Raw genomic sequence first — 22,851 nt, forward strand, 5'->3', positions numbered from 1 at the left:
GAGCATTGACAAATTGATACAACCTAACGGCTTGCGACAAAGTCGCCTAGTGTTGAAAAATAATTAAAGATTTTTCGTAGTGTAATGGAGAAAAATCCTCCTTCACTGTCCTCTGTCAATTGTCCTCTGTCCTCTCAAAAAAATTGCGTCGCATAATTTTTAAATTACGAATTAAAGAACTATATAAAAAGTGTTGACATAATTAAATTACTATTGTATAATCTTATATGTCTTAAAGATTTGGTGAGGGCGCATAGCTCAGCTGGGAGAGCATCTGCCTTACAAGCAGAGGGTCACAGGTTCGAGCCCTGTTGTGCCCACCATAAATATGGCCCAGTGGCTCAGTTGGTTAGAGTGCCGGCCTGTCACGCCGGAGGTCGAGGGTTCGAGTCCCTTCTGGGTCGCCATTAAAAACTAATTTGGCTAGATAGCTCAGTCGGTAGAGCAGAGGACTGAAAATCCTCGTGTCCCTGGTTCGATTCCTGGTCCAGCCACCACATAACGCGGGAGTGGCTCAGTGGTAGAGCGTCACCTTGCCAAGGTGAACGTCGCGGGTTCGAATCCCGTCTTCCGCTCCAAATATGGCGCTATAGCCAAGTGGTAAGGCAGAGGTCTGCAAAACCTTTATTCCCCAGTTCAAATCTGGGTGGCGCCTCCAAAAATAAAGAACTGCTAATTAGCAGTTCTTTATTTTTTTTATTTGAGAGTTTATAGTTAAAAACCAGGATTTGTGGGAAACCTTTTTCATTATGTCGGTAAAAATTGATTTAGATGACTTGTTTACCTTTGGTAAATATCTATGGTTTAAGTTTACATGTTTCAATAATTAATAAGCTCCCTCTATCCGTTAACTTCCCTTCCTTTAAGTAAATTGGTTTAATATTATGTTTTTCTAAGAATTGCAAAACGATATCTCCGTAAGCATAATAATCTAAATTACCGAAAAAAGCCAAAGAGTGTTCATCTATAAGTCCACAGCAACCTCCTATAAAACCATAATCTAACCCAGGAAGCACTATGTCACCAGGAGGAAGAAATAGGACTTCAATATTCTCTTTAAGCAAAGCCTTTGCTATTGTTTTATCGCTAGTCATTACAGCGTTCTTAGTAACTAATGCGGTAGAGCACTTAGTGTACCCCTGTTTTACATCTATAAGTTTTTTAGGATTTACCATTTCTAAAAGCTTAGGGTCGGTATATTTTATGTTATGGACAAATAAATTTGGCAAGTTTACACTGTTTAAAATTATGTCATAAGGATAAGTTGAGCTTAGACTATTTTTGGAAAAAGTTACGTTAAAATCTAGGGCTTTTAACGAACTAATGAAGTTAGTATCCATATCTTTATGTACTATAATATTTTTTTCATCAAATATATGTAAAAGCATATCTGGATGCCCACAAACAGCCTCATAAAGAATAGAAGATGGAGGACATGCTAAGACTTCACATCCTAATTTTTTTAAATTACAAATTTCTTCTTCACTTGTTCTATAATCTACAATAGCATATTTCATACTAAAATCCTTTCAAACGTTCTTATATTAAATTGCAATTCGTAAAATAAGAATTTTGCGACACAAAATTTTTATTAGAGGACAATTGACAGAGGACAGTGAAGGTGAGTTTTCTTCCTTACGTCAGAAAATTAATTTATTTTTTAGACTTGTTTTACTAATGCAAAACATCGCTAATTTAAGCAGACATCCAAGATCTTAAGTAGATATCCCAAATCTTAAGCAGGCATCCAAAATCTATGATTTTGAGATGATCGCTTACACAGAGTGCTGATTTTATGATAGTCACTTACACAGAGTGTTGATTTTGAGATGGTCGCTTACACAGATGTGCTGATTTGGAGTGAATCGCTTACTCAGAGAGTACTCCTGCGAAACAAAAGAGCAGGAGTTTCTTTTAAATTAAAGATTTTTCGTAGTGTAGCGGAGGAAAATCCTCCTTCACTGTCCTCTGTCAATTGTCCTCTGTCCTCTAAAAAATAATACGTTGTATTATTTTTATGTTACGAATTGAAGATATTAAAAATCAGTATAACTCTATATTATTTTACATATTATACTGAAAAGTTTCAATAATGCAACTGTCGATATTTGACAAAAAAAAATTGCATATACATTTGGTTTAGACACATACTATTTCAAGAAAGGAGTGAGAAGATTGCTATTACTTACTGTTGTTTACAATGATGATAGAGAAGATATCATAGATGGAATAAATAAGGTCAGAGAATACTTTAGATATAAAAATATAAATATAGGCATTTCAGAAAGCATAGATTCAAATACTCACTTCGTAAAAATTTATTGTGACGAAGAAATTAGCCCTAAGCTTCTCAATGTGTTCAACATTCATATGGCTAATATACTATACAATGTAGTTATAGAGGAATTTTATAAAAAAGATATACTAGGTTTTTTATCTGATACATATTTCTTTTTGAAATTTGATGAAATCAAGGATATAAAACAAAGTAGCTTGGATGCTTTAAGAGGAGAAGAACGTGTAATTGATGAAAATTCGATCTACTGCATGAATAAAAAAAATGCAGTGATAGATAAAATAGTTGAATGTATAAATGAAAATAAAGAGATAAATATAAATGGATTTATAACTTTTAGAACGAAGGAATTAAAAGAAGATTTAGAATCAATAATAGATAAAGTTGTAGAAAAATATATGGTAGATAAGGAATATAACGAGTTTATAAAGCTCTTAAAATATTTTGTAGAAGTTCAAGAAAGTAAAATAGGTAAAATTAATTTAATAATTGACAATAGCGGAGAGTATTCAGTACAGGATGAAGATGGCAATGATATAACATTAAAGTTATTTAGTGATTTAAGTGATTTAAGATATAAAGAAAGCACTAATATGGAGGATATGCTTATAAGTGTGCTAATAACAAATTCACCAGAAAAGATAACAATTCACTGCGTTGAAAACTGCAAAAACAACGAGTTGATTGATACAATAGAAAAAGTATTTACTGATAGAGTTAATTTTTGCAATGACTGTAAGGTATGCAAAAAAATCAAAAGCAGCATCCATAGAGTATAAAGTTTTAGAATAATTGAATAATTTATAGTTTTGTGTTGACATAAACTAAATTAAATAATATAATAAATACAAAATAAAGGCAATGACAAGGAAGAGTAAATAAGTAACTGCTCCAAGAGAGAAGAACCCATAGGCTGAAAGGTTCTTTGAGTAAGTGTTATTGAAAACCACCTTTGAGCTGAGTACTGAAAGTTAGTAAGTATTTCCGTTAACCTGCGTTAAAGGTACAAAGATAATAGCAATTATATTTCTATTAGAATGTGTTTGTATTCTATTTGAGTTATAATATATTGTTATTGAATTTGGGTGGAACCGCGATAATACTCGTCCCATACATGGGAGGAGTTTTTTTATTTTGAAAAAACAATTGACATATATTTGATAAAAAAACTATAATGTAGAAAATAAAAGCGATGACAAGGAAGAGTAAATAAGTAGCTGCTCCAAGAGAGAAGAACCCATAGGCTGAAAGGTTCTTTGAGTAAGTGTTGTTGAAAACCACCTTTGAGTTGAGTACTGAAACTTAGTAAGTATTTCCGTTAACCTGCGTTAAAGGTACAAAGATAATAGCAATTATATTTCTATTGGAATGTGTTTGTATTCTATTTGAGTTATAATATATTGCTATTGAATTTGGGTGGAACCGCGATAATACTCGTCCCATACATGGGATGAGTTTTTTATTTTGTTTAATTTTTAATATTATATAAATAGAAAATAGGAGGAAAAAATAATGGTAAAGATTACTTTAAAAGATGGAAAACAATTAGAAGTTGAAAATGGGTCAAAAGTAGCAGATATTGCTGCTAAATTAAGCACATCACTAGCTAAAAAAGCTTTAGGTGCTAAAATAAATGGTGAAAGAGCAGAATTAATGACAGAGGTTAATGATGACTGCAAGCTTGAAATATTAACTTTCGATGATGCTGATGGAAAATGGATACTAAGACATACAGCTTCACATATACTTGCACAGGCTGTAAAAAGATTATATCCAAATGTTAAATTAGCTATAGGACCTGCAGTAGACAATGGATTCTATTATGATTTTGATGCTGACTTTTCATTTACTCCAGAACTGCTTGAAAAAATAGAAGCAGAAATGAATAAGATAGTTAAAGAAGATTTAAAATTAGAAAGATTTGAGCTTCCAAGAGCAGAAGCTATAAAGCTTATGGAAGAAAAGGGAGAAGATTATAAAGTTGAGTTAATTAAAGATCTTCCAGAAGATGCTGTTATATCTTTCTACAAACAAGGCGACTTTGCTGATTTATGTGCTGGTCCTCACGTGCCATCTACTGGAAAAGTTAAGGCTATAAAATTACTTTCAATAGCAGGAGCTTATTGGAAAGGTGACGAAAAGAACAAAATGCTTCAAAGAATCTATGGAACTGCCTTTGAGAAAAAAGCAGAGCTTGATGAGCATATAAAAATGCTAGAAGAAGCAAAGAAGAGAGATCACAGAAAATTAGGTAGAGAATTAGATTTATTCAGCATAAAGGAAGAGGGTCCAGGATTCCCATTCTTCCATCCAAAGGGAATGATAGTAAGAAATACTCTTCAAAATTTCTGGAGAGAAATGCACCAAGCTGCAGATTATGATGAAATAATGACACCTGTAATATTAAGTGAATCATTATGGCATCAATCAGGACACTGGGATCATTATAAGGAAAACATGTATTTCACTAAGATTGATGAGGGAGATTATGCTATAAAGCCAATGAACTGCCCAGGATCAATACTTGTTTACAAAAATGGAATACACTCATATAGAGAATTACCATTAAGATATGCTGAAATGGGATTAGTTCACAGACATGAAAAATCAGGAGCATTACATGGTCTTATGAGAGTTAGATGTTTTACTCAAGATGATGCTCACTTATTCTTAACTAAGGAAAATATAAAAGATGAACTATTAAATGTTATAAAACTTATAACTGAATTCTATAAAGTATTTGGATTTGAATATTTTATTGAACTTTCAACAAGACCAGAAGATTCTATGGGAAGCGATGAAGATTGGGAAGCGGCAACTAATGGATTGAGAGAAGCATTAGAGGCAGCAGGCCTACCATATAGAGTTAATGAAGGTGATGGAGCATTCTATGGTCCAAAGATAGATTTCCACTTAAAAGACTGTATAGGAAGAACTTGGCAGTGTGGAACTTGTCAGCTTGATTTCCAGATGCCAGAAAGATTTGACTTAACTTATATAGGAGCAGATGGAGAAAAGCACAGACCAGTTATGGTTCATAGAGTTGTATTTGGTTCTATTGAAAGATTCATAGGAATATTAACTGAGCATTATGCAGGAGCATTCCCAGCTTGGCTTGCACCAGTACAGGTTAAAATAATGAATATAACTGATGGTCAAATAGAATATGTAAATAAAATTGCTAAAGAATTAAAGAAAAAGGGAATAAGGGTTGAAACAGATTTAAGAAATGAAAAAATAGGATATAAGATAAGAGAAGCTCAACTTCAAAAGGTTCCTTACATGCTAGTATTAGGAGACAAAGAAATGAATGATGGAACTGTAGCAGTAAGAAGTAGAAAACAAGGTGATATGGGAGTTATGTCATTGAACGACTTTGTTGCAAAAATTTCCGAGGAAATTGATAAAAAAATAAGTTCAGTTGATTAATAAAAACTGTTGACAAAGTTTGAATATGATAGTATAATTTCATTTGTTAAGAAGAAACAGCCGTTTCTCACCTTACAGTGTAGCTAGTAAGGTTGTGTGAATCCAGTTCTAGTATGTCTAGTGTTGTATTCAAAGGACGGCTTATGCCGTCCTTTTTTATATATACTTAAGTACATAGATTCAAATCCACCTGGGAGGTGAAAATCATTAACAAAGATTTTCTTGTAAATGAACAGATAAGAGAAAAAGAGATAAGAGTTATAGGAGACGATGGTTCACAAATGGGGGTAATATCTTCTAGGGAAGCACTTAAGCTTGCAGAAGAAAAAGAATTGGATTTAGTTATGATATCACCAAATGCCAATCCACCAGTTTGTAAAATAATGGACTTTGGTAAGTACATTTATGAACAATCTAAGAAAGATAAAGAAGCTAAGAAAAAACAAAAAGTTATTAATGTAAAAGAAGTTAGGCTTAGCCCAACTATTGAGGACCACGATATTACTATAAAAGCTAATAATGCAAGAAAATTTTTACTTGCAGGAGATAAAGTTAAAGTAACAGTTAGATTTAGAGGTAGAGAAGCTGATTACTCATTTATAGGTAAAAAAATATTAGAAAACTTTTATGCTAAAGTTGAAGAAGTATGCGTAGTAGAAAAAGAAGCAAAATTAGAAGGTAGAAACATGATATTAATTTTAAGTCCAAAGAAAGCATAATTGAGAGGAGGAAATTATCATGCCAAAAATGAAAACAAAGAAAAGTGTAGCAAAAAGATTTAAGGTTACAGGATCAGGTAAACTTAAGAGAGCAAAGGCTTTCAAGAGCCATATATTAACAAAGAAGAGTACAAAAACTAAGAGAAATCTTAGAAAGACTGGTTATGTTTCAGAAACTCAAGAAAAAACAATGAAAACATTAATGCCTTACGCAAAATAGCAGGCAGGTTCGATAAGGAGGGTTTTATTAAATGGCAAGAGTAAAAAGAGCTATGAATGCTCGTAAATATCATAAAAAAATATTAAAGCTTGCAAAAGGTTACTATGGTGGCAAAAGCAAGTTATTCAAAACTGCTAACGAATCAGTTATCAGAGCATTAAGAAATGCATATGTAGGAAGAAGATTAAAGAAGAGAGACTTCAGAAAACTTTGGATAGCAAGAATAAATGCTGCTACAAGAATGAATGGTCTTTCATACTCAAGATTTATGAATGGAATAAAGACTGCAGGCATCGACATCAATAGAAAGATGCTTTCAGAAATAGCTATAAATGATCCAAAAGCATTTACTGAATTAGTTGAAATAGCTAAAAAACAGTTAAACGCGTAATAATGATTATATAAAATGCAGCATTTATGCTGCATTTTTATTTATATTTTGAGTTTGTATTGATATTAAATTTAATATATATTATGATGGCAATAGTTGGGTTGTATTATATTATTTTATAATAGCAAAATACATATATAAAAGACATGGATAATGTTATATCCTTATCAAATATGTTAAAAAGGAGTATTTGATATGAAGGTTAGAATTAACAAATGGTTTAAGGTTAATGAAATTCAAATACTGGCACTAGGCTTTATAATATTAATTATGATTGGAGCATTTTTATTATGGCTTCCAATATCATCACGCAATGGTACATATACTAATTTTTTTGATTGTATATTTGTAGCCACTTCTTCTGCTTGTGTTACAGGACTGATAACTGTGGATACAGGGACTCATTGGAGCTATTTTGGTCAAGTTGTTATTTTGTTTTTGATACAAATAGGTGGACTAGGATTTATGTCAATAGCAACTTTAATTGCGCTACTAATGGGGAGAAAAATTACACTTAAAGAAAGACTTGTTATACAGCAATCACTTAATTCTTTTACGATACAAGGGTTAGTAAAAATGTCTAAGTACTTATTGATTTTCACATTTTGTGTACAGAGTGCAGGGGCAGTGCTTATGGCTACTCAATTTGTACCAGAATTTGGTTGGGCGAAAGGTATATATTATAGTATTTTTCATTCTATTTCTGCCTTTTGTAATGCAGGAATAGATATAATAGGTAATTTTAGAAGTGTGACTCCTTACTCACAAAATCCAGTTATATTACTTACTATAGCTGCTTTAATTGTTATAGGGGGCCTTGGTTTCTTTGTATGGCAAGAAATATACTATTTCAAGGATACAAAAAAGCTTTCTTTGCACTCAAAAATAGTTATAGTTTCTACAGTATTTCTTATTGTAGCTGGCTCAATTTTAATGTTTATATTTGAAATGGATAATCCTAAAACTATAGGAAATATGTCGATGAAAGGAAAAATACTATCATCGATATTTGCTGCAGTTGTTCCAAGAACTGCAGGATTCAATTCCATACCTACTGCAGAAATGACTGGACCAGGTATATTTTTAACTATGCTCCTTATGTTTATTGGAGGATCTCCAGGCTCTACCGCTGGAGGTATCAAAACTACTACAGCAGCCTTATTAATTATTACTGTTATATCAGTTATAAAAGGTAGAGAAGATGCAGAGGTATATGGAAGAAGAATAAGAAAAGAGATTGTCTATAGGGCGCTAGTTGTTACTACGTTAGGCATAGGTATTGTTATGATAGCTACAATTATACTGTGCATGACTGAGAAACCAGCCTCATTAGAATATATTCTCTATGAAGTAATTTCAGCCTTTGGTACGGTAGGATTAACTCTCGGTTTAACGCCTGACTTAAGCGTACCAGGTAAAATAATATTGAGCTTTATTATGTATGCTGGAAGACTTGGTCCTCTAACATTAGCGTTATCATTAGCTCGAAAAACTATTCCAGGAACAATAAAATATCCTGAGGACAAGATTTTAATCGGATAGGGGTGGATTTTATGGATAAAAAGCAATATGTTGTAATAGGCCTTGGAAGATTTGGAACAGCTGTTGCTAAAACTTTATATGAACTAGATAATGATGTTTTAGCAATAGATTCCGATGAGCAGAGAATTCAAGATGTTTCAGAATATGTGACTCATGCTATTCACACAAATGCTACAGATGAGGAAAGTTTAAAATCACTAGGAATAAGTAATTTTGATGTAGCAATAATATGTATAGGTGTTAACATGGAAGATAGTATCATGGTAACCTTATTAGTTAAAGAACTAGGTGTAAAATATGTAATTGCTAAAGCTAATACAAGCGTCCATGCCAAAATTTTATATAAAATAGGTGCGGATAAAGTTGTTTTTCCAGAAAGAGATATGGGGATAAGAGTTGTTCAAGATATGGTTTCAAGCAGCATATTAGATTATATTGAATTATCATCAGAATATGGTATTGCAGAAATAATACCAAACGAAAGTTGGAATAATAAAACCTTAGAGCAATTGGATCTAAGATCAAGATATGGAATAAATATTGTAGCCATAAAGAGAAAAGATGACATTGATGTAGCTCCTAGCCCTGAATATAGAATTCTACGTGGCGATATAATAGTAGCAATTGGAACATATAAACATCTAAATAAGTTAGATGTTATTAATGGATAGGAGTGCATATAAATTGGAAACCATACAAAGCAAAGATAATCCACTGATTAAGGATATAAAGAAACTAAAAGATAAGAAATATAGAATTGAAAGTAGTAGATTTTTAATCGAAGGATTTAGATTTGTAGGTGAAGCCTTACAATCTGATTTTATTGTTTCTTCAGTATTTGTAAGTGAAAATGCTTTGGATCGATGGCAGAGTTTTAGTATGCAAGATAAAGTTCAAAAAAACACTAAAGTTTATTCTGTTACAGATCAAATACTAAAAGTTATTAGCAGTACAGATACTCCTCAAGGTATCGTTGCAGTGGTAAATAATAAAAGTATTGAAGTGGAAAATAAACAAGGATTTTATACACTAGTTGATAAAGTTCAAGATCCAGGAAACATGGGTACAATAATAAGAACAGCACATGCAGCAGGGGCTTTAGGAGTTATAATAACAAAAGGAACTGTGGATATATATAACGAAAAAACTCTTAGGTCTACTATGGGATCAATTTTTCATATACCTATAATTCATGATATAAACTTAGAAAGTGTAAAAAGCTTAAAGAGCAATGGATTTAGATTAGTTGTTAGTTCTCTAGATACAGATAAAAATTTTTATGATATAGATTTGAATGATAAGGTTATAATAGCAGTAGGTAATGAAGGTAGTGGCATAAGCGGTGAATTAATGGATATAGCAGATGTTAAAATTAAAATCCCTATGCCTGGTGGAGCAGAATCCTTAAATGTTTCTGTGGCAGCATCTATTATGATGTTTGAAGCAGTTAGGCAAAAATTGATATAATGGATTATTTTGATAAATGAAAAATTAGATGAAATTTATATTGACAATTTCAATATGAATATGTAAAATAAGAAAATATAAAATTACATATATTACTATGATGGAGAAAGTAAATATATATAGTTTTTTTAGAGAGAGAGGGTCGAGGCTGGAAACCTTCTTAAAAGCTTTTATATTGAAGTTCACTCTGGAGTTCTAATTGTGAGATTAAAATTAGCAGTTAGCGGTTAAAGCCGATAAAGTTCTAAAGTGGATATTGTTTGTTTAAACAATATCAATTTGGGTGGTAACGCGGATATAAGTTCGTCCCTTTTAAGGGATGAACTTTTTATTTTGTAAAAAAGCATTGCATATGTATTGTTAATAAAAATCTGAAAGGAGAATAAAAAATGAAAGAAAATTTAGAAGCTATAAAAAATAGTGCTCTTGAAGAATTAAGAAATGCTCAAAATAGCTCTGAGCTTGAAAATATCAGAGTAAAATATCTTGGGAAAAAGGGTGAATTAACACAAATACTAAGGGGGATGGGCTCACTATCTGCTGAAGAAAGACCTTTAGTCGGAAAAATGGCTAATGAGGTAAGAGAAGCTATAGAAAATGCCTTAGAGGAGTTTTCAAGAGAAATAAAGAATAAAGAAAAAAATTCAAGACTACAAAATGAAATAATTGATATTTCTATGCCGGGTATAAGACAAAATCTAGGCAGAAGACATCCTTTGGAACAGACTTTAGATGAGATGAAAGAAATATTTATATCTATGGGATTCACTATAGAAGAAGGTCCAGAAGTAGAGCTTGATTATTATAATTTTGAAGCTTTAAACATTCCTAAGAATCATCCAGCAAGAGGGGAACAGGATACATTCTATATAAATGATAATTTGGTCTTGAGAACACAAACCTCACCAATTCAGATAAGAACTATGGAGAATCAAAAACCTCCAATAAAAATGATAGCGCCTGGAAAAGTTTATCGTTCAGATGCTGTGGATGCTACACACTCTCCAATATTCTATCAAATGGAAGGTTTAGTTATTGATAAAGGAATAACTTTTGCTGACCTTAAAGGTACTTTAGAATCATTTGCAAAGAAGATGCTTGGAGATAAGCTAAAAACTAAGTTCAGACCGCATCATTTCCCATTTACAGAGCCTTCAGCTGAAATGGATGCTACATGTTTCGTATGCGGTGGAGAAGGATGCAGAGTATGTAAGGGAGAAGGATGGATAGAACTTTTAGGTTGTGGAATGGTTCATCCACAGGTTTTAAGAAATTGTGGTATAGATCCAGAAGTGTATAGTGGATTTGCTTTTGGATTTGGTGTAGATAGAATGGTTATGCTTAAATATGGTTTAGATGATATAAGACAGCTATATGAAAGTGATATGAGATTTTTAAATCAGTTCTAATAATTTAGAAGCAAAGAATGATGGTATTATCCAACGAATAAAGATAAAACTTAAAATTTAAAAAGGAGGATTTTATTATGAAGGTTCCAGTTAAATGGTTAAAAGATTATGTTGATATAGATATTTCACCAAAGGAATTAGGAGATAGATTAACTTTAAGTGGCTCAAAGGTTGAAGAGGTTGTTACAACAGGTGAGGAAATACAGAATGTTGTTACAGGGAAAATAATAAAAATAGAAAAACATCCAGATGCAGAGAAGTTATCTATATGTCAGGTGGACATTGGAGAAAGTGAACCTATACAAATTGTTACAGCGGCAACAAATATGAAAGAGCAGGATGTAGTACCTACAGCTCTTCATGGTTCAACTCTTCATGGAGGCTTAAAAATAAAAAAAGGAAAGCTTAGAGGAGCTGTTTCTAACGGTATGTTCTGTTCAGAAGAAGAGCTAGGGATAGCTGGAGATGAGCCAGTACATGGACTCATGATACTTCCACAAGATACTCCTATTGGTAAAGATATAAAAGATATTTTAGATATGACAAGTTCAATAATAGACTTAGAGATAACATCAAATAGACCAGATTGTCTAAGCGTAGTTGGAATAGCAAGAGAAACTGCTGCTACACTAAATAAGACTTACAAAATGCCTAAGCTAGACTATAAAGCGGTCTGCAAAGATAATATTCAAAATGAGATTAAAGTAGAAGTAAGAGATGACCTATGTAGAAGATATATGGCTAGAGGGGTAAAAAACGTTAAAATACAACCATCTCCAGGCTGGATGCAGGATAAACTTTTAGAAGCTGGAGTAAGACCAATAAATAATATAGTAGATATAACAAACTTTGTTATGTTAGAACTTGGCCAACCAATGCATGCCTTCGATGTTAGAGAAATAACATCAAAAACTATAGTAGTTGAGAGGGCGAAAGATGGAGAAAAGTTTACTACATTAGATGAGCAAGAAAGAATATTGACATCAAATGTACTAAATATAAAAGATGGAGAAAAGACAATAGGACTTGCGGGAATAATGGGAGGTCTAAATTCCGAAGTTAAAGAGGATACTGCTTATGTAGTATTTGAATGTGCTAATTTTGATGGAACAAATATAAGAGTTTCTTCAAAACAGTTAGGATTAAGAACAGAAGCTTCTTCAAGATTTGAAAAAGATTTAGATCCTAATTTAGCTCAAATTGCTATGGACAGAGCATGTAATCTTGTTCAGGAATTAGGCGCAGGAGAAATTATGGAAGGAACTATTGATATATATCCTGAAAAACTTCAGCCTCACAGCCTAGAAGTAGATTATAAATGGGTGAACAAGTTCCTTGGAACAGAGATTTCTAAAGAAGACATGAAAAATTACCTAGATAGATTAGAACTAGTAACTGAGATAAATGGTGATACTCTAGCTATTAATGTTCCTACATTTAGATGTGATGTAAATATAAAAGAAGATATAGCCGAGGAAATAGCGAGAATATATGGATATAATAATATCCCTACTACCCTTATAGAAAGTGTTAGTTCAAGAGGCGGAAAAAATAGAAAGCAGCATTTAGATGATAAGGTAGTGGAAGCGTTAATTGGAAGCGGTATTAATCAATCTATAAGTTATTCTTTTGTAAGCCCTAAGGTATTCGATAAAATACTTCTGCCAGAAGACAGTAGTTTTAGAAATGCTGTAGTTATAAAAAATCCATTAGGTGAAGATTATAGTATAATGAGAACTACTACTATACCATCTATGATGGAAGCACTAGCTAGAAACTACTCTAGAAATAATGAATATGCAAGATTATTTGAAGTAGGTAAGGCTTATGTTCCAAATGAAGATTTAAGTAAGCTTCCTGAAGAAAGAAATATTGTAACTATAGGATTATATGGAGACGTTGACTATTTCCATATAAAAGGAGTAGTTGAGAATATAATAGAAACACTGGGAATTGATAAGGCTTCCTTTAAAAGAGAAAGTGAAAATCCAAGCTTCCATCCTGGAAAAACAGCAGCACTTTATATAAAGAAGGATCTTGTAGGTATATTAGGAGAAGTTCATCCAGATGTATCAGAAAACTATGGAGTATCAGAAAGATGCTATATTGCAGAACTTAACCTTGATGTATTATACAGCAATGCTAATTTAGATAAAAAATACAAGGCGCTTCCTAAATTCCCAGCTGTAACAAGAGATATGGCAATTTTAGTAGATGATGCTGTACTTGTGCAGGATATAGAGGATTTGATGTGGAAACAAGGTGGAAATATATTAGAAAGCATTAAGTTATTCGATGTATATAAGGGAGAGCAAATTCCAGAAGGAAAGAAAAGTATAGCTTATTCTATGGTTTATAGAGTAGATAATAGAACCTTGACTGATGCTGATGTAAATAAGGTTTATGACAAAATAGTTAGAACTTTAGAAAATAGACTTGGAGCACAACATAGACAATAGTAAAAATTGATAAAAGGTTTATTTAATATGATAAGGGTAGTATAATATAAGAAATATATTATACTACCTTTTGTTAAGCTTAGGTAAAAATAAACTGTTTAATACATTAAGATTTTATGATAGAATAAAATTATAAAAAATTGGAATAAAGAGTAATTATCTAAGAGGGTGTTTACATGAATATAGTAACAGTTAAGATAAATGGCATTGAATATAATTTAAAAGGTGACGAACGAGAAGAATATTTACATAAAGTAGCCGGTTATGTAGATAAAAAGGTAAAAAATATACTAGAAAATAATAGAAAATTGAGCACATCATCAGCAGCAATTCTTTCTGCTGTAAATGTTGTTGATGATATGTTTAAAAAGCAAAAAGAATATGAGGAATTTATTGGTAAATTAAACCAAATGGAGAAGGTTCAAAACAGTTATGTGGAACAGATGGAAGCCCTAAAAAAGCAGCTCAATCATATGGAGCAATATAATGCTGAGCTTCAACTAAAGTTAAAAAATAATTCAAGTAATCAGCAGGTAGAACAACTGCAGCAAAGTGTGAAGAAGCTTACTGAAGAGTTAAAGATAACTCAAGAAACAGCACAAAGACATATGAAGGAAAACTCAGTTCTTAAATCGGAAAATAAAGAATTTAAGTTTCAACTTCAATCTGCCAAATATAAAATAATAGATTTACAACATAAATTAGTTGAAAATCAAATAAATTTGGCAAAGGAGAAAAAACAAAAACACCCATTTTTAAATGATAGTACAAAATAAAATCCAAACTAATTGTTTTCAATTAGTTTGGATTTTATTTTTTTGTATTAGAATAAATAAACTAATTATTAATACATATATATTAATAATTAGTTAAGGAGGAGGCTATGATTTACTTAGATAACGCTGCGACATCCTTTCCAAAGCCAATAAAAGTTCATGATGAAATTTCTAGATGTTTAAAAAACTATGCAGCTAACCCTGGGCAAGCATGGTATGATATAGCTTTAAAAACAGCAGAAAAAATTATGGAAACAAGACAAATGATATGCAAACTATTTAATGCTTCAGGATGTTCAGATATTGTATTTACGAGCAATGCTACAGAAGCTCTTAATATAGGAATAAAAGGTATATTAAAAAGAGGAGATCATGTTATAAGTACTGTAATAGAGCATAATTCAGTGTTAAGACCATTGAATTATTTGAATAAAAAGGGAGTTCAGGTCACTTTGCTCAGTGTAAATAAATACGGTTATATAAGTATAAGGGACTTAAAAAAGGAGATTAGAAAGAACACTAAGGCATTCATAATAAATCATGCTTCTAATGTATTAGGGACAGTTCAAAATATTAATGAAATAGGTAGTATTGCTAAAAAATCAGGAATTATATTTATTGTAGATGCATCTCAAAGTGCAGGGTTTATACCAATAGATGTAATGAAAGATAATATAGATATTTTAGCTTTTTCAGGACATAAGGCATTATTTGGTCCACAAGGAACAGGTTGTATATTTATTAAAAATGGTATTGACGTAGACTATTTTAAACATGGAGATACTAACATAAGTCCTGGTTCTATGGGGCACCCCAATGTCTCGCCAGATAAATTTGAATGTGGAACAATGAATACTCCAGGAATTGTAGGATTATGTGAAGGATTAAAATTTATTGAGCAAGCTGATATTAATAATATAAAAAAACATCAGGAAAGCTTAATGGAGTATTTGATAAGAGAGTTAAAAAGATTAAGCTATATAAAAATATATGGAACAAATAGTTATGAGAATAGATGTCCAATAGTGTCAATAAATATTGATAACATTGATAGCTCATCAGCAGCATATTTATTAAATTTAAAAGATATTGCGGTTAGTGCTGGATATCATTCGTCAGCTCTAATTCATGGAATACTGGGTACCTGCAATAAAGGAACTATAAGAATAAGCCCAGGGTATTTCAATGGGTATGAAGATGTGGAAAGTTTAATAGATGCTATTAAAAACATATATGAGAACAAATGAATATATAAAGCATTAAACACTGGGAGAAAATGAGATTGTTTTCCTAGTGTTATTTTTATTAGATTTATATTGACACACTTTATTTAAAACATGAATACTATTCTATTAGATAGTTTCTTATTGGGGGACTTGGTTTTTACAGTTTTTTCTTCCTATAAAAGACTATTGAAGCAGTAATTTTGCAAAAGAGTTAATGAATTATATAGATATACCAGGTTATTTTATCAGCTACTGGATATGCTCTCAAAATGAAAAAGATGTTTTAAATACTTTGGAGGAAGAATTATGTCTAAGTTATTAATACCAAAGGTTTTTCATCGTATATGGGTTGGTGGAGGACCAATGCCAGATGAATTTATTTACTATGGAGAAACGTGGAAGAAAAATCACCCGGATTGGGAAATGAAATTATGGACTAAGGACAATATGATACCGTTAAAAAATCAAGAGAGTTATGATAAAGCAGAAAAGTTAGCTCAAAAAGCAGATATTGCTCGTTATGAAATTCTTTATAATTTTGGTGGAGTATATATAGACTGTGATTTTGAGTGTTTTAAAAATATAGAACCTTTATTAAATAATGTATCAGCTTTTGCAGCATGGGAAGATCCAAACGTAGTCTGCATTTCAATTTTAGGCTGCAATGCCGGAAATTTATTTTTTAAAGAATTAGTTGATGGAACTGCAGAAGCCATTAAAAGAAACAATAACTTGCCAATAAATTATCAAGTTGGACCAATGTATTTTACTGAAAAAGTAAAGGGAAGGAATGATGTTGTTATCTTTGGCTCAGAGTTATTTTATCCTTATTTGTATACTGAAAAGTATAGGAAGGAAGAAAAGTTTCCTAGCGCCTATGCAGCTCATCATTGGTCTGGAAGTTGGTTGTGATGTAATATAAAGAAGTGTTTAGACTATTCACAAAGTTTATTATAAGAATTATGGAAAACTAAATAATAGAGAGTGTGAATTGATATGAAAAAAGCATTGATAACAGGTATAACTGGACAAGATGGTTCTTATTTAGCGGAGTTTTTGTTAAGTAAAGACTATGAAGTTCACGGCATCGTAAGGAGAGCAAGTAGCTTTAATACAAGAAGAATAGATCACTTACTTGAAAATACGGAAATAGGAAACAAAAAATTATTTCTTCATCATGGAGATTTAATAGATTCAAGTAATTTAAATAGGTTATTGGAAAAAATTGAACCAGATGAGATATATAATTTAGCAGCACAAAGTCATGTTCAGGTATCCTTTGAGGTCCCAGAATATACAGCAGATACAAATGCTATTGGTACACTTAGAATACTTGATGCTATAAAGAAAAACGATTTATATTGTAAGTTCTATCAAGCATCCACTTCAGAACTTTTTGGAGGGTTAGTGGATACTGCACCACAAAATGAAAAAACACCTTTTTATCCAAGAAGTCCCTATGCTGTGGCAAAACAATATGCTTATTGGATTACCGTTAATTATAGAGAAGCCTATGATTTATTTGCCTGCAACGGTATCTTATTTAACCATGAGTCACCAAGAAGAGGAGAAACATTTGTTACAAGAAAAATAACTAGAGCGGTAGCTAATATAGTAGCTGGAAAACAAGAAAAATTATCTTTAGGTAATATTGATGCAAAAAGGGACTGGGGATATACAGGAGATTATGTTGAAGCCATGTGGTTGATACTACAGCAAATTAAGCCTAGAGATTATGTAATTGCTACAGGGGAAGCGCATACAGTAAGAGAATTTGTGGAATTAGCTTTTAGGGAAGTAGGCATAGATATAGAGTGGAGAAATAATGGCATAGATGAAAAGGGAATAGATAAAAAAACAGGTAAAATTCTTGTTGATATAGATGAAAGATATTTTAGACCTACTGAGGTTGACCTGCTATTGGGAGATTCATCAAAAGCGGAGAAGGAATTAGGTTGGAAGAGAAAAGTAGATTTCAAATCTCTAGTCCATATGATGGTGGAAGCTGATTTAAAAGAGATAGCAGGGATGAATTTAAAAGACTATTTATCAAATAAGTAGCTAATTTTATAAGAAATTTCCAGAATTATAGGCAATATACTTTAATCCTATTATGAAAACTTGAAGTTTCAAAATTATAATAAGAGTTAAAGATATTTTGTCTATAATTCTAATTTAGACATCTGAAAGAAAATGACAAGTCAAAGATGTCTTATAGAGAGGGAGCAATTATTATAAAGGAGTAATGTAATGAATAAAGATAGTAAGATTTATGTTGCTGGGCATAGAGGGCTTGTAGGTTCGGCTATAGTTAGGAATTTGAAATATAAAGGCTATAAAAATGTGATAGGAAAAAGTCACAGGGAATTAGATTTAATGAGTTTTGAGGCTGTACGAGAATTTTTTGGAAATAAAAAACCAGAGTATATATTCTTAGCAGCAGCAAAAGTTGGCGGAATAGGTGTAAATGATAAAGCACCAGCAGATTTTATCTACGAAAATTTAATGATGGAGTGTAATGTAATAAAAGCAGCTCATGACTTTAAAGTTAAGAAGCTTTTATTTTTAGGAAGCTCATGTATATATCCTAAGATGTGCTCTCAACCAATAAAGGAAGAATATCTTCTCTCAGGCTATCTTGAACCTACAAATGAGGGGTATGCATTAGCTAAGATATGTGGATTGAAAATGTGTGAGTTTTTTAAAAAGCAATATGGAGACAATTTTATAAGTGTAATGCCGACTAATCTCTATGGACCAAATGATAACTTCGATTTAGAAACTTCTCATGTAATGCCAGCTCTTATAAGAAAATTTCATGAAGCTAAAACAAATAACAAGCCCTCTGTAGAAATATGGGGAACCGGTAAGCCTTTAAGAGAATTTCTTCATGTAGATGATATGTCTGATGCTTGTGTCTACCTCATGGAAAAATATAATGGACATGAACATGTAAATATAGGCACTGGAAAGGAAATAAGTATAAAAGAGCTTGCGCTGCTAATAAAAAGTATCGTTGGATATGAAGGTGAATTAAGGTTTGATGAAAGTAAACCTGATGGTACACCAAGAAAATTATTAGATATAAGCAAACTAAACAATCTTGGGTGGAAATATAAAATAGAGCTAGAGGCTGGTATAAAGGACTTATATAATTGGTTTCTTCAAAATTACCGAAGCAATTAATTAGCAAAAGAATATATTTGAGGAGAAGATTCTATGATTATAGTTGAATTATTTGGTGGTTTAGGAAATCAGCTATATCAATATGCATTAGGAAGAAAGTTATCAATATTAAATAATGAACTATTAAAACTAGATATTTCTTTCTATAGGATACAACAACATCGTAAATATTGCTTAAAGTATTTTAATATTGTAGAAAATATAGCTTCAGAGAATGAAATAGCAGCATTAAAAAACAGCACTATTAGACATGAAAATAGAGAGATTAGTGCATATATTCAGGAAAAATCACTAGAGTTTGATAAAGAAACGTTGGCTTTTTCAGGTAATGTATATCTTTCTGGTTATTGGCAGAGTTATAAGTATTTTAAGGATGTAAAAGAAATTCTTAAAAAAGAAATTTCGTTAAAACAAGAATCAGATAGTAAAAACATTGAAATGACTAATAAGATTAAATCCTGTGAAGCTATAAGTCTGCATATTAGACGGGGAGATTTTTTAGGAATTGATAATGCTAAGGTTGATGAAATCTATTCTTTAGATTATCACTATAATGCTGCTGATAAAATTTCAGCATCAATAAAAAATCCTCAGTTTTTTGTTTTTTCTGATGATATGCAATGGGTAAAGAAAAATTTTAAACTTAAATATGATATGACCTTTGTAGATATAAATAATGATAACAAAAATTATGAGGACTTAAATCTAATGAGCTTATGCAAACATCATATAATTGTAAACAGCACTTTTAGTTGGTGGGGAGCGTGGCTTGGGGAAAATGCTGATAAAATCGTAATAGCACCAAAACGATGGTCTAAATGCACCTATACAAATACTGATGATTTATTACCAGAATCTTGGATAAAGCTTTGAAAGGATGTTATAACTATGTTTGATGAAGATATTTCTATTTTGATTCCCTTTAAGTCAGATGGAGGGCATCGCCATAGAAACTGGGAATGGTTAAGAAGAAGATATGAAATTCTTATGCCTAATGCAGAACTGTGTATAGGAAGTTCTGATATTGATCCTTACTGCAAGTCAGCATCTGTAAATAATGCAGCAAAGCAAGCAACTAGAGATATATTTATAATTGCTGATGCAGATATAGTATTTGATGTAGATCAAATAAAGGCTTCTATTGAATTGCTTAAAAAGCATACATGGGTAATACCTTATGTATCAGTAAATTTGTTAAATGAAGAACAAACGAATATACTGCTTCAAAAGGAAGCGGATGTCACCCTCAGGGATACAAAATTCACTGATTACTCAAGTTTTTCGGGCTCAATGGGAGGGATGAATATTCTCCCAAGAAGTTGCTTTGAGAAGGTTGGCGGTTTTGATGAGAGATTTAAAGGATGGGGATGTGAGGATGATGCTTTCAGTCTAGCAGTATATTATATGTGTGGTCCATTTACTAGGTTAAACGGAAATTCTATGTGGCATTTATACCATCCTAGAGCTTCACTTAGTAATTATCACAACAATCATGAGGTATTAGACAAACACTATTTGAGTCCAGATTCTCATATATATAAGGCATCTTCAAAGGAATAAAAAGTTAAACAGGTCTATTTTTCACTTCTATGATGTCTATTATTAAAAAGTTTTGATATCATAGAAGTTACCTTAAGCTGGGAAAGTTTAAAGTGTTTTTAGGAATATTAAGATAATTCGTGATATTGTATTCCGCAGCAGCATAATAATATCATAAAGATAATGGTAGCATGTAACTTTTAGGGGGATTTATATTATGAAGGTTCTACTGTGCATAAGAAGTGATTATTATAGAAACTTTGCGGGAGATTCTATGCAGGTCTTAAAAACAGCAGAATATTTAAGGAAGATGGGAGTTACTGTAGATATAAATGATGGCGGTATATTAGATTATTCTAGTTATGATATAGTACACTTATTTAATTTAACTATAATAGGAGAAACCTATAAATATTATAAAATAGCTAAATCCTATAAGAAAAATGTAGTTTTATCTCCCGTATATTGGAATATGACGAAATACTATTACTATATCAATGATTTAGAAAATATTAAGCTGTGGGACAGATGTAAAATGTATAGAACAGAAATACTAAAGGGTTGTAAGATGATTTATCCTAATAGTAAATTAGAAGGTGAATTAATACAAAAAGAATTTGGAAAGTGGGTTCCATACACTGTGGTTTATAATGGAGTAGAGGTGGAAAGTGAAGAAGTACCTCTTTATAATTTCAAAGAAAGATATAATTTAAATAACTATATATTGTGCGTAGGGAAAATAGAAGAGAGAAAAAATCAACTGAAATTAGCAGAGATATGCAATAATATAGGCATTCAGCTAGTAATTATAGGCAATATAAGTAATAAGAAATATTTTAGTGAATGTATGAAGTTCAGAAATGTTATATATTTAGGTTTCATGGATAGCTACAATATATATAATGCCTATAGATTTTCAAAGCTTCATGTACTACCATCCTTTGTAGAAACCCCAGGATTATCATCATTGGAGGCAGCAGCTAGTGGATGCAATATAGTATCTACTATAGAAGGATGCACAAAAGAGTATTTTGGAGACATGGCAATTTACTGTAATCCTTATGATACAAACACTATAGAAAATGCGGTGCTAGCAGGAATTAAACAGAAGAAAAATGATAGACTTAAAGCTTATGTTTTGGAAAACTATAATTGGGAAAAGTGTATAAGGACATTGTATGACAGTTATGAAAAGGTAGTTAATAGCTACAAATCATTACAAAAAAATAAAATTGAGGTGGAATAACTTTATGCTTCCTGATGTTTCAATTATAATTCCTTGTAAAAACGAAATTGATAATATAAAGTGGACTTTAGATTCCATACTAAATTCAAAAAATAAGCTTTCCTTTGAAGTAATTGTAATTGATGATGGATCAACAGATGGTTGTTGTGATTTTATAGGTAAAAATGATTACAAAGACGTAAAAGTCATTCGCACAGAAGGTGTTGGCATGTCAATAGGAAGAAATTTAGGAGTTAAGGAGGCTAAAGGGGAGTATTTATTCTTTTGTGATGCTCATGTTTTAGTGCCTGACTATTGGCTCGATGAACTTGTAAAAACCTTAGAAGAAAACGATGCCCACGCCATTACTCCTACAATAAAGATTATAGGTACGGAGGCTAGAGGTTATGGAGGGACTTGGAATGAAAAACTTGAGTTTACCTGGCTTGTGAAACCTGAAAAGGAGGTTACTGAAATACCTTTTATAGCATCTTGTGCTATGGGAGTTAAAAAGGATGCTTTTGATGCAGTAAAGGGATTTAGAAATCACTTTAAAGTATATGGAATGGAAGATCAAGAAATTTGCCTGAAATTATGGCTGTATGGATATAAAGTTATAATAGACTCTTCAGTAGAAGTGCAGCATTTATATAAGCTTAAACACAATTATGAAATAACTAATTTTAATATCATACACAATTTTATATACATGGTGCATTCACATTTTAATCGTGATAACTTGTCTAAGGCTATAGGCTTGTATAAGCATTATTCGGGGTTTCCAGAAGCCCTTGCAGAGGTAATGCTTAATGAGGCTATGATGGAAGAAAGAAAAGAAAACCTTAATAAAAGAGTATATGATGAAAATTATTTTTTAGAAAAGTTTAATATTAAGTTTTAAAAATAATATGTATTTATGGTAAAATAATATAGTAGTATTTAAACAGGGCAATAATTCTATTTAATA

At 31.6% G+C, this 22,851-nt stretch carries 20 protein-coding genes, 5 tRNA genes and 4 other annotated features; of the genes, 24 read left to right on the forward strand and 1 reads right to left on the reverse strand.

All coding sequences use genetic code 11. The annotated features are described in order from the left end of the window. Positions 1–247 precede the first annotated feature (247 nt). The 5 genes from I6U51_RS18170 (at position 248) to I6U51_RS18190 (ending at position 658) form a co-directional block, all read left to right on the forward strand. Positions 248–323 (forward strand) — tRNA-Val (locus I6U51_RS18170). Positions 324–330: 7 nt separating this feature from the next. Further along, a tRNA-Asp gene (locus tag I6U51_RS18175) sits at positions 331–407 on the forward strand. 14 nt (positions 408–421) lie between these two features. Further along, positions 422–497, forward strand: a tRNA-Phe gene (locus tag I6U51_RS18180). A gap of 6 nt (positions 498–503) precedes the next feature. Beyond that, positions 504–578 (forward strand) — tRNA-Gly (locus I6U51_RS18185). Positions 579–583: 5 nt separating this feature from the next. Continuing rightward, positions 584–658, forward strand: a tRNA-Cys gene (locus tag I6U51_RS18190). A gap of 139 nt (positions 659–797) precedes the next feature. On the opposite strand, the gene I6U51_RS18195 is transcribed toward I6U51_RS18190, so the two are convergent. Further along, positions 798–1,517: a DUF6873 family GME fold protein gene (locus I6U51_RS18195; protein WP_211143992.1), complete on the reverse strand. Its 720-nt coding sequence runs from the start codon at positions 1,515–1,517 to the stop codon at positions 798–800. 658 nt (positions 1,518–2,175) lie between these two features. Here I6U51_RS18195 and ytxC point away from each other — a divergent pair. The 19 genes from ytxC (at position 2,176) to I6U51_RS18290 (ending at position 22,785) form a co-directional block, all read left to right on the forward strand. Beyond that, complete coding sequence (gene ytxC, locus I6U51_RS18200) at positions 2,176–3,075, forward strand: putative sporulation protein YtxC (protein ID WP_211144014.1); 900 nt, start codon at positions 2,176–2,178, stop codon at positions 3,073–3,075. Between the two features lie 73 nt (positions 3,076–3,148). After that, positions 3,149–3,410 (forward strand) — a binding site (T-box leader). 69 nt (positions 3,411–3,479) lie between these two features. After that, positions 3,480–3,741, forward strand: a binding site (T-box leader). Between the two features lie 67 nt (positions 3,742–3,808). Next, positions 3,809–5,725: a threonine--tRNA ligase gene (gene thrS, locus I6U51_RS18205; RefSeq protein WP_211143993.1), complete on the forward strand. Its 1,917-nt coding sequence runs from the start codon at positions 3,809–3,811 to the stop codon at positions 5,723–5,725. A gap of 42 nt (positions 5,726–5,767) precedes the next feature. Beyond that, positions 5,768–5,889 (forward strand) — a sequence feature (ribosomal protein L20 leader region). Positions 5,890–5,922: 33 nt separating this feature from the next. Next, positions 5,923–6,444, forward strand: a complete 522-nt coding sequence (infC, locus tag I6U51_RS18210; RefSeq protein WP_211143994.1) for a translation initiation factor IF-3 — start codon at positions 5,923–5,925, stop codon at positions 6,442–6,444. Between the two features lie 19 nt (positions 6,445–6,463). Next, complete coding sequence (gene rpmI, locus I6U51_RS18215) at positions 6,464–6,664, forward strand: 50S ribosomal protein L35 (RefSeq protein ID WP_211143995.1); 201 nt, start codon at positions 6,464–6,466, stop codon at positions 6,662–6,664. A 31-nt stretch (positions 6,665–6,695) separates the two neighbouring features. Then, complete coding sequence (gene rplT / locus I6U51_RS18220) at positions 6,696–7,055, forward strand: 50S ribosomal protein L20 (RefSeq protein ID WP_178909115.1); 360 nt, start codon at positions 6,696–6,698, stop codon at positions 7,053–7,055. Positions 7,056–7,250: 195 nt separating this feature from the next. Then, positions 7,251–8,597: a TrkH family potassium uptake protein gene (locus I6U51_RS18225; RefSeq protein ID WP_211143996.1), complete on the forward strand. Its 1,347-nt coding sequence runs from the start codon at positions 7,251–7,253 to the stop codon at positions 8,595–8,597. Positions 8,598–8,608: 11 nt separating this feature from the next. Continuing rightward, on the forward strand, positions 8,609–9,268 hold the full coding sequence (locus I6U51_RS18230; RefSeq protein ID WP_211143997.1) for a potassium channel family protein: 660 nt from the start codon (positions 8,609–8,611) through the stop codon (positions 9,266–9,268). A 13-nt stretch (positions 9,269–9,281) separates the two neighbouring features. Next, positions 9,282–10,064, forward strand: a complete 783-nt coding sequence (locus tag I6U51_RS18235) for a TrmH family RNA methyltransferase (protein ID WP_211143998.1) — start codon at positions 9,282–9,284, stop codon at positions 10,062–10,064. Positions 10,065–10,152: 88 nt separating this feature from the next. Continuing rightward, positions 10,153–10,378: a binding site (T-box leader), on the forward strand. 75 nt (positions 10,379–10,453) lie between these two features. Continuing rightward, positions 10,454–11,473, forward strand: coding sequence for a phenylalanine--tRNA ligase subunit alpha (gene pheS, locus I6U51_RS18240; RefSeq protein WP_211143999.1), 1,020 nt, complete (start codon positions 10,454–10,456; stop codon positions 11,471–11,473). Positions 11,474–11,550: 77 nt separating this feature from the next. After that, a complete protein-coding gene (pheT, locus tag I6U51_RS18245) occupies positions 11,551–13,932 on the forward strand; it encodes a phenylalanine--tRNA ligase subunit beta (RefSeq protein ID WP_211144000.1) in 2,382 nt (793 codons plus the stop codon). 176 nt (positions 13,933–14,108) lie between these two features. Continuing rightward, positions 14,109–14,708: a cell division protein ZapA gene (locus I6U51_RS18250; protein ID WP_211144001.1), complete on the forward strand. Its 600-nt coding sequence runs from the start codon at positions 14,109–14,111 to the stop codon at positions 14,706–14,708. A 107-nt stretch (positions 14,709–14,815) separates the two neighbouring features. Next, positions 14,816–15,955 carry an aminotransferase class V-fold PLP-dependent enzyme gene (locus I6U51_RS18255; protein ID WP_211144002.1) on the forward strand — a complete coding sequence of 380 codons (1,140 nt, stop codon included), beginning with the start codon at positions 14,816–14,818 and terminating at the stop codon, positions 15,953–15,955. 285 nt (positions 15,956–16,240) lie between these two features. Next, a complete protein-coding gene (locus I6U51_RS18260) occupies positions 16,241–16,846 on the forward strand; it encodes a glycosyltransferase family 32 protein (protein ID WP_211144003.1) in 606 nt (201 codons plus the stop codon). Positions 16,847–16,930: 84 nt separating this feature from the next. After that, complete coding sequence (gene gmd, locus I6U51_RS18265; protein WP_211144004.1) at positions 16,931–17,995, forward strand: GDP-mannose 4,6-dehydratase; 1,065 nt, start codon at positions 16,931–16,933, stop codon at positions 17,993–17,995. Between the two features lie 189 nt (positions 17,996–18,184). Then, positions 18,185–19,120 carry a GDP-L-fucose synthase gene (gene fcl / locus I6U51_RS18270; RefSeq protein WP_211144005.1) on the forward strand — a complete coding sequence of 312 codons (936 nt, stop codon included), beginning with the start codon at positions 18,185–18,187 and terminating at the stop codon, positions 19,118–19,120. A gap of 33 nt (positions 19,121–19,153) precedes the next feature. Continuing rightward, on the forward strand, positions 19,154–19,993 hold the full coding sequence (locus tag I6U51_RS18275) for an alpha-1,2-fucosyltransferase (protein ID WP_211144006.1): 840 nt from the start codon (positions 19,154–19,156) through the stop codon (positions 19,991–19,993). A gap of 15 nt (positions 19,994–20,008) precedes the next feature. After that, complete coding sequence (locus I6U51_RS18280) at positions 20,009–20,680, forward strand: galactosyltransferase-related protein (protein WP_211144007.1); 672 nt, start codon at positions 20,009–20,011, stop codon at positions 20,678–20,680. Between the two features lie 196 nt (positions 20,681–20,876). After that, complete coding sequence (locus tag I6U51_RS18285) at positions 20,877–21,905, forward strand: glycosyltransferase family 4 protein (protein WP_211144008.1); 1,029 nt, start codon at positions 20,877–20,879, stop codon at positions 21,903–21,905. 4 nt (positions 21,906–21,909) lie between these two features. Then, positions 21,910–22,785: a glycosyltransferase family 2 protein gene (locus tag I6U51_RS18290; protein WP_211144009.1), complete on the forward strand. Its 876-nt coding sequence runs from the start codon at positions 21,910–21,912 to the stop codon at positions 22,783–22,785. The last annotated feature ends 66 nt before the right edge of the window (positions 22,786–22,851 follow it).

The organism is Clostridium aciditolerans (assembly GCF_016316925.1).
Classification (GTDB): Bacteria; Bacillota; Clostridia; order Clostridiales; family Clostridiaceae; genus Clostridium_AM; species Clostridium_AM aciditolerans.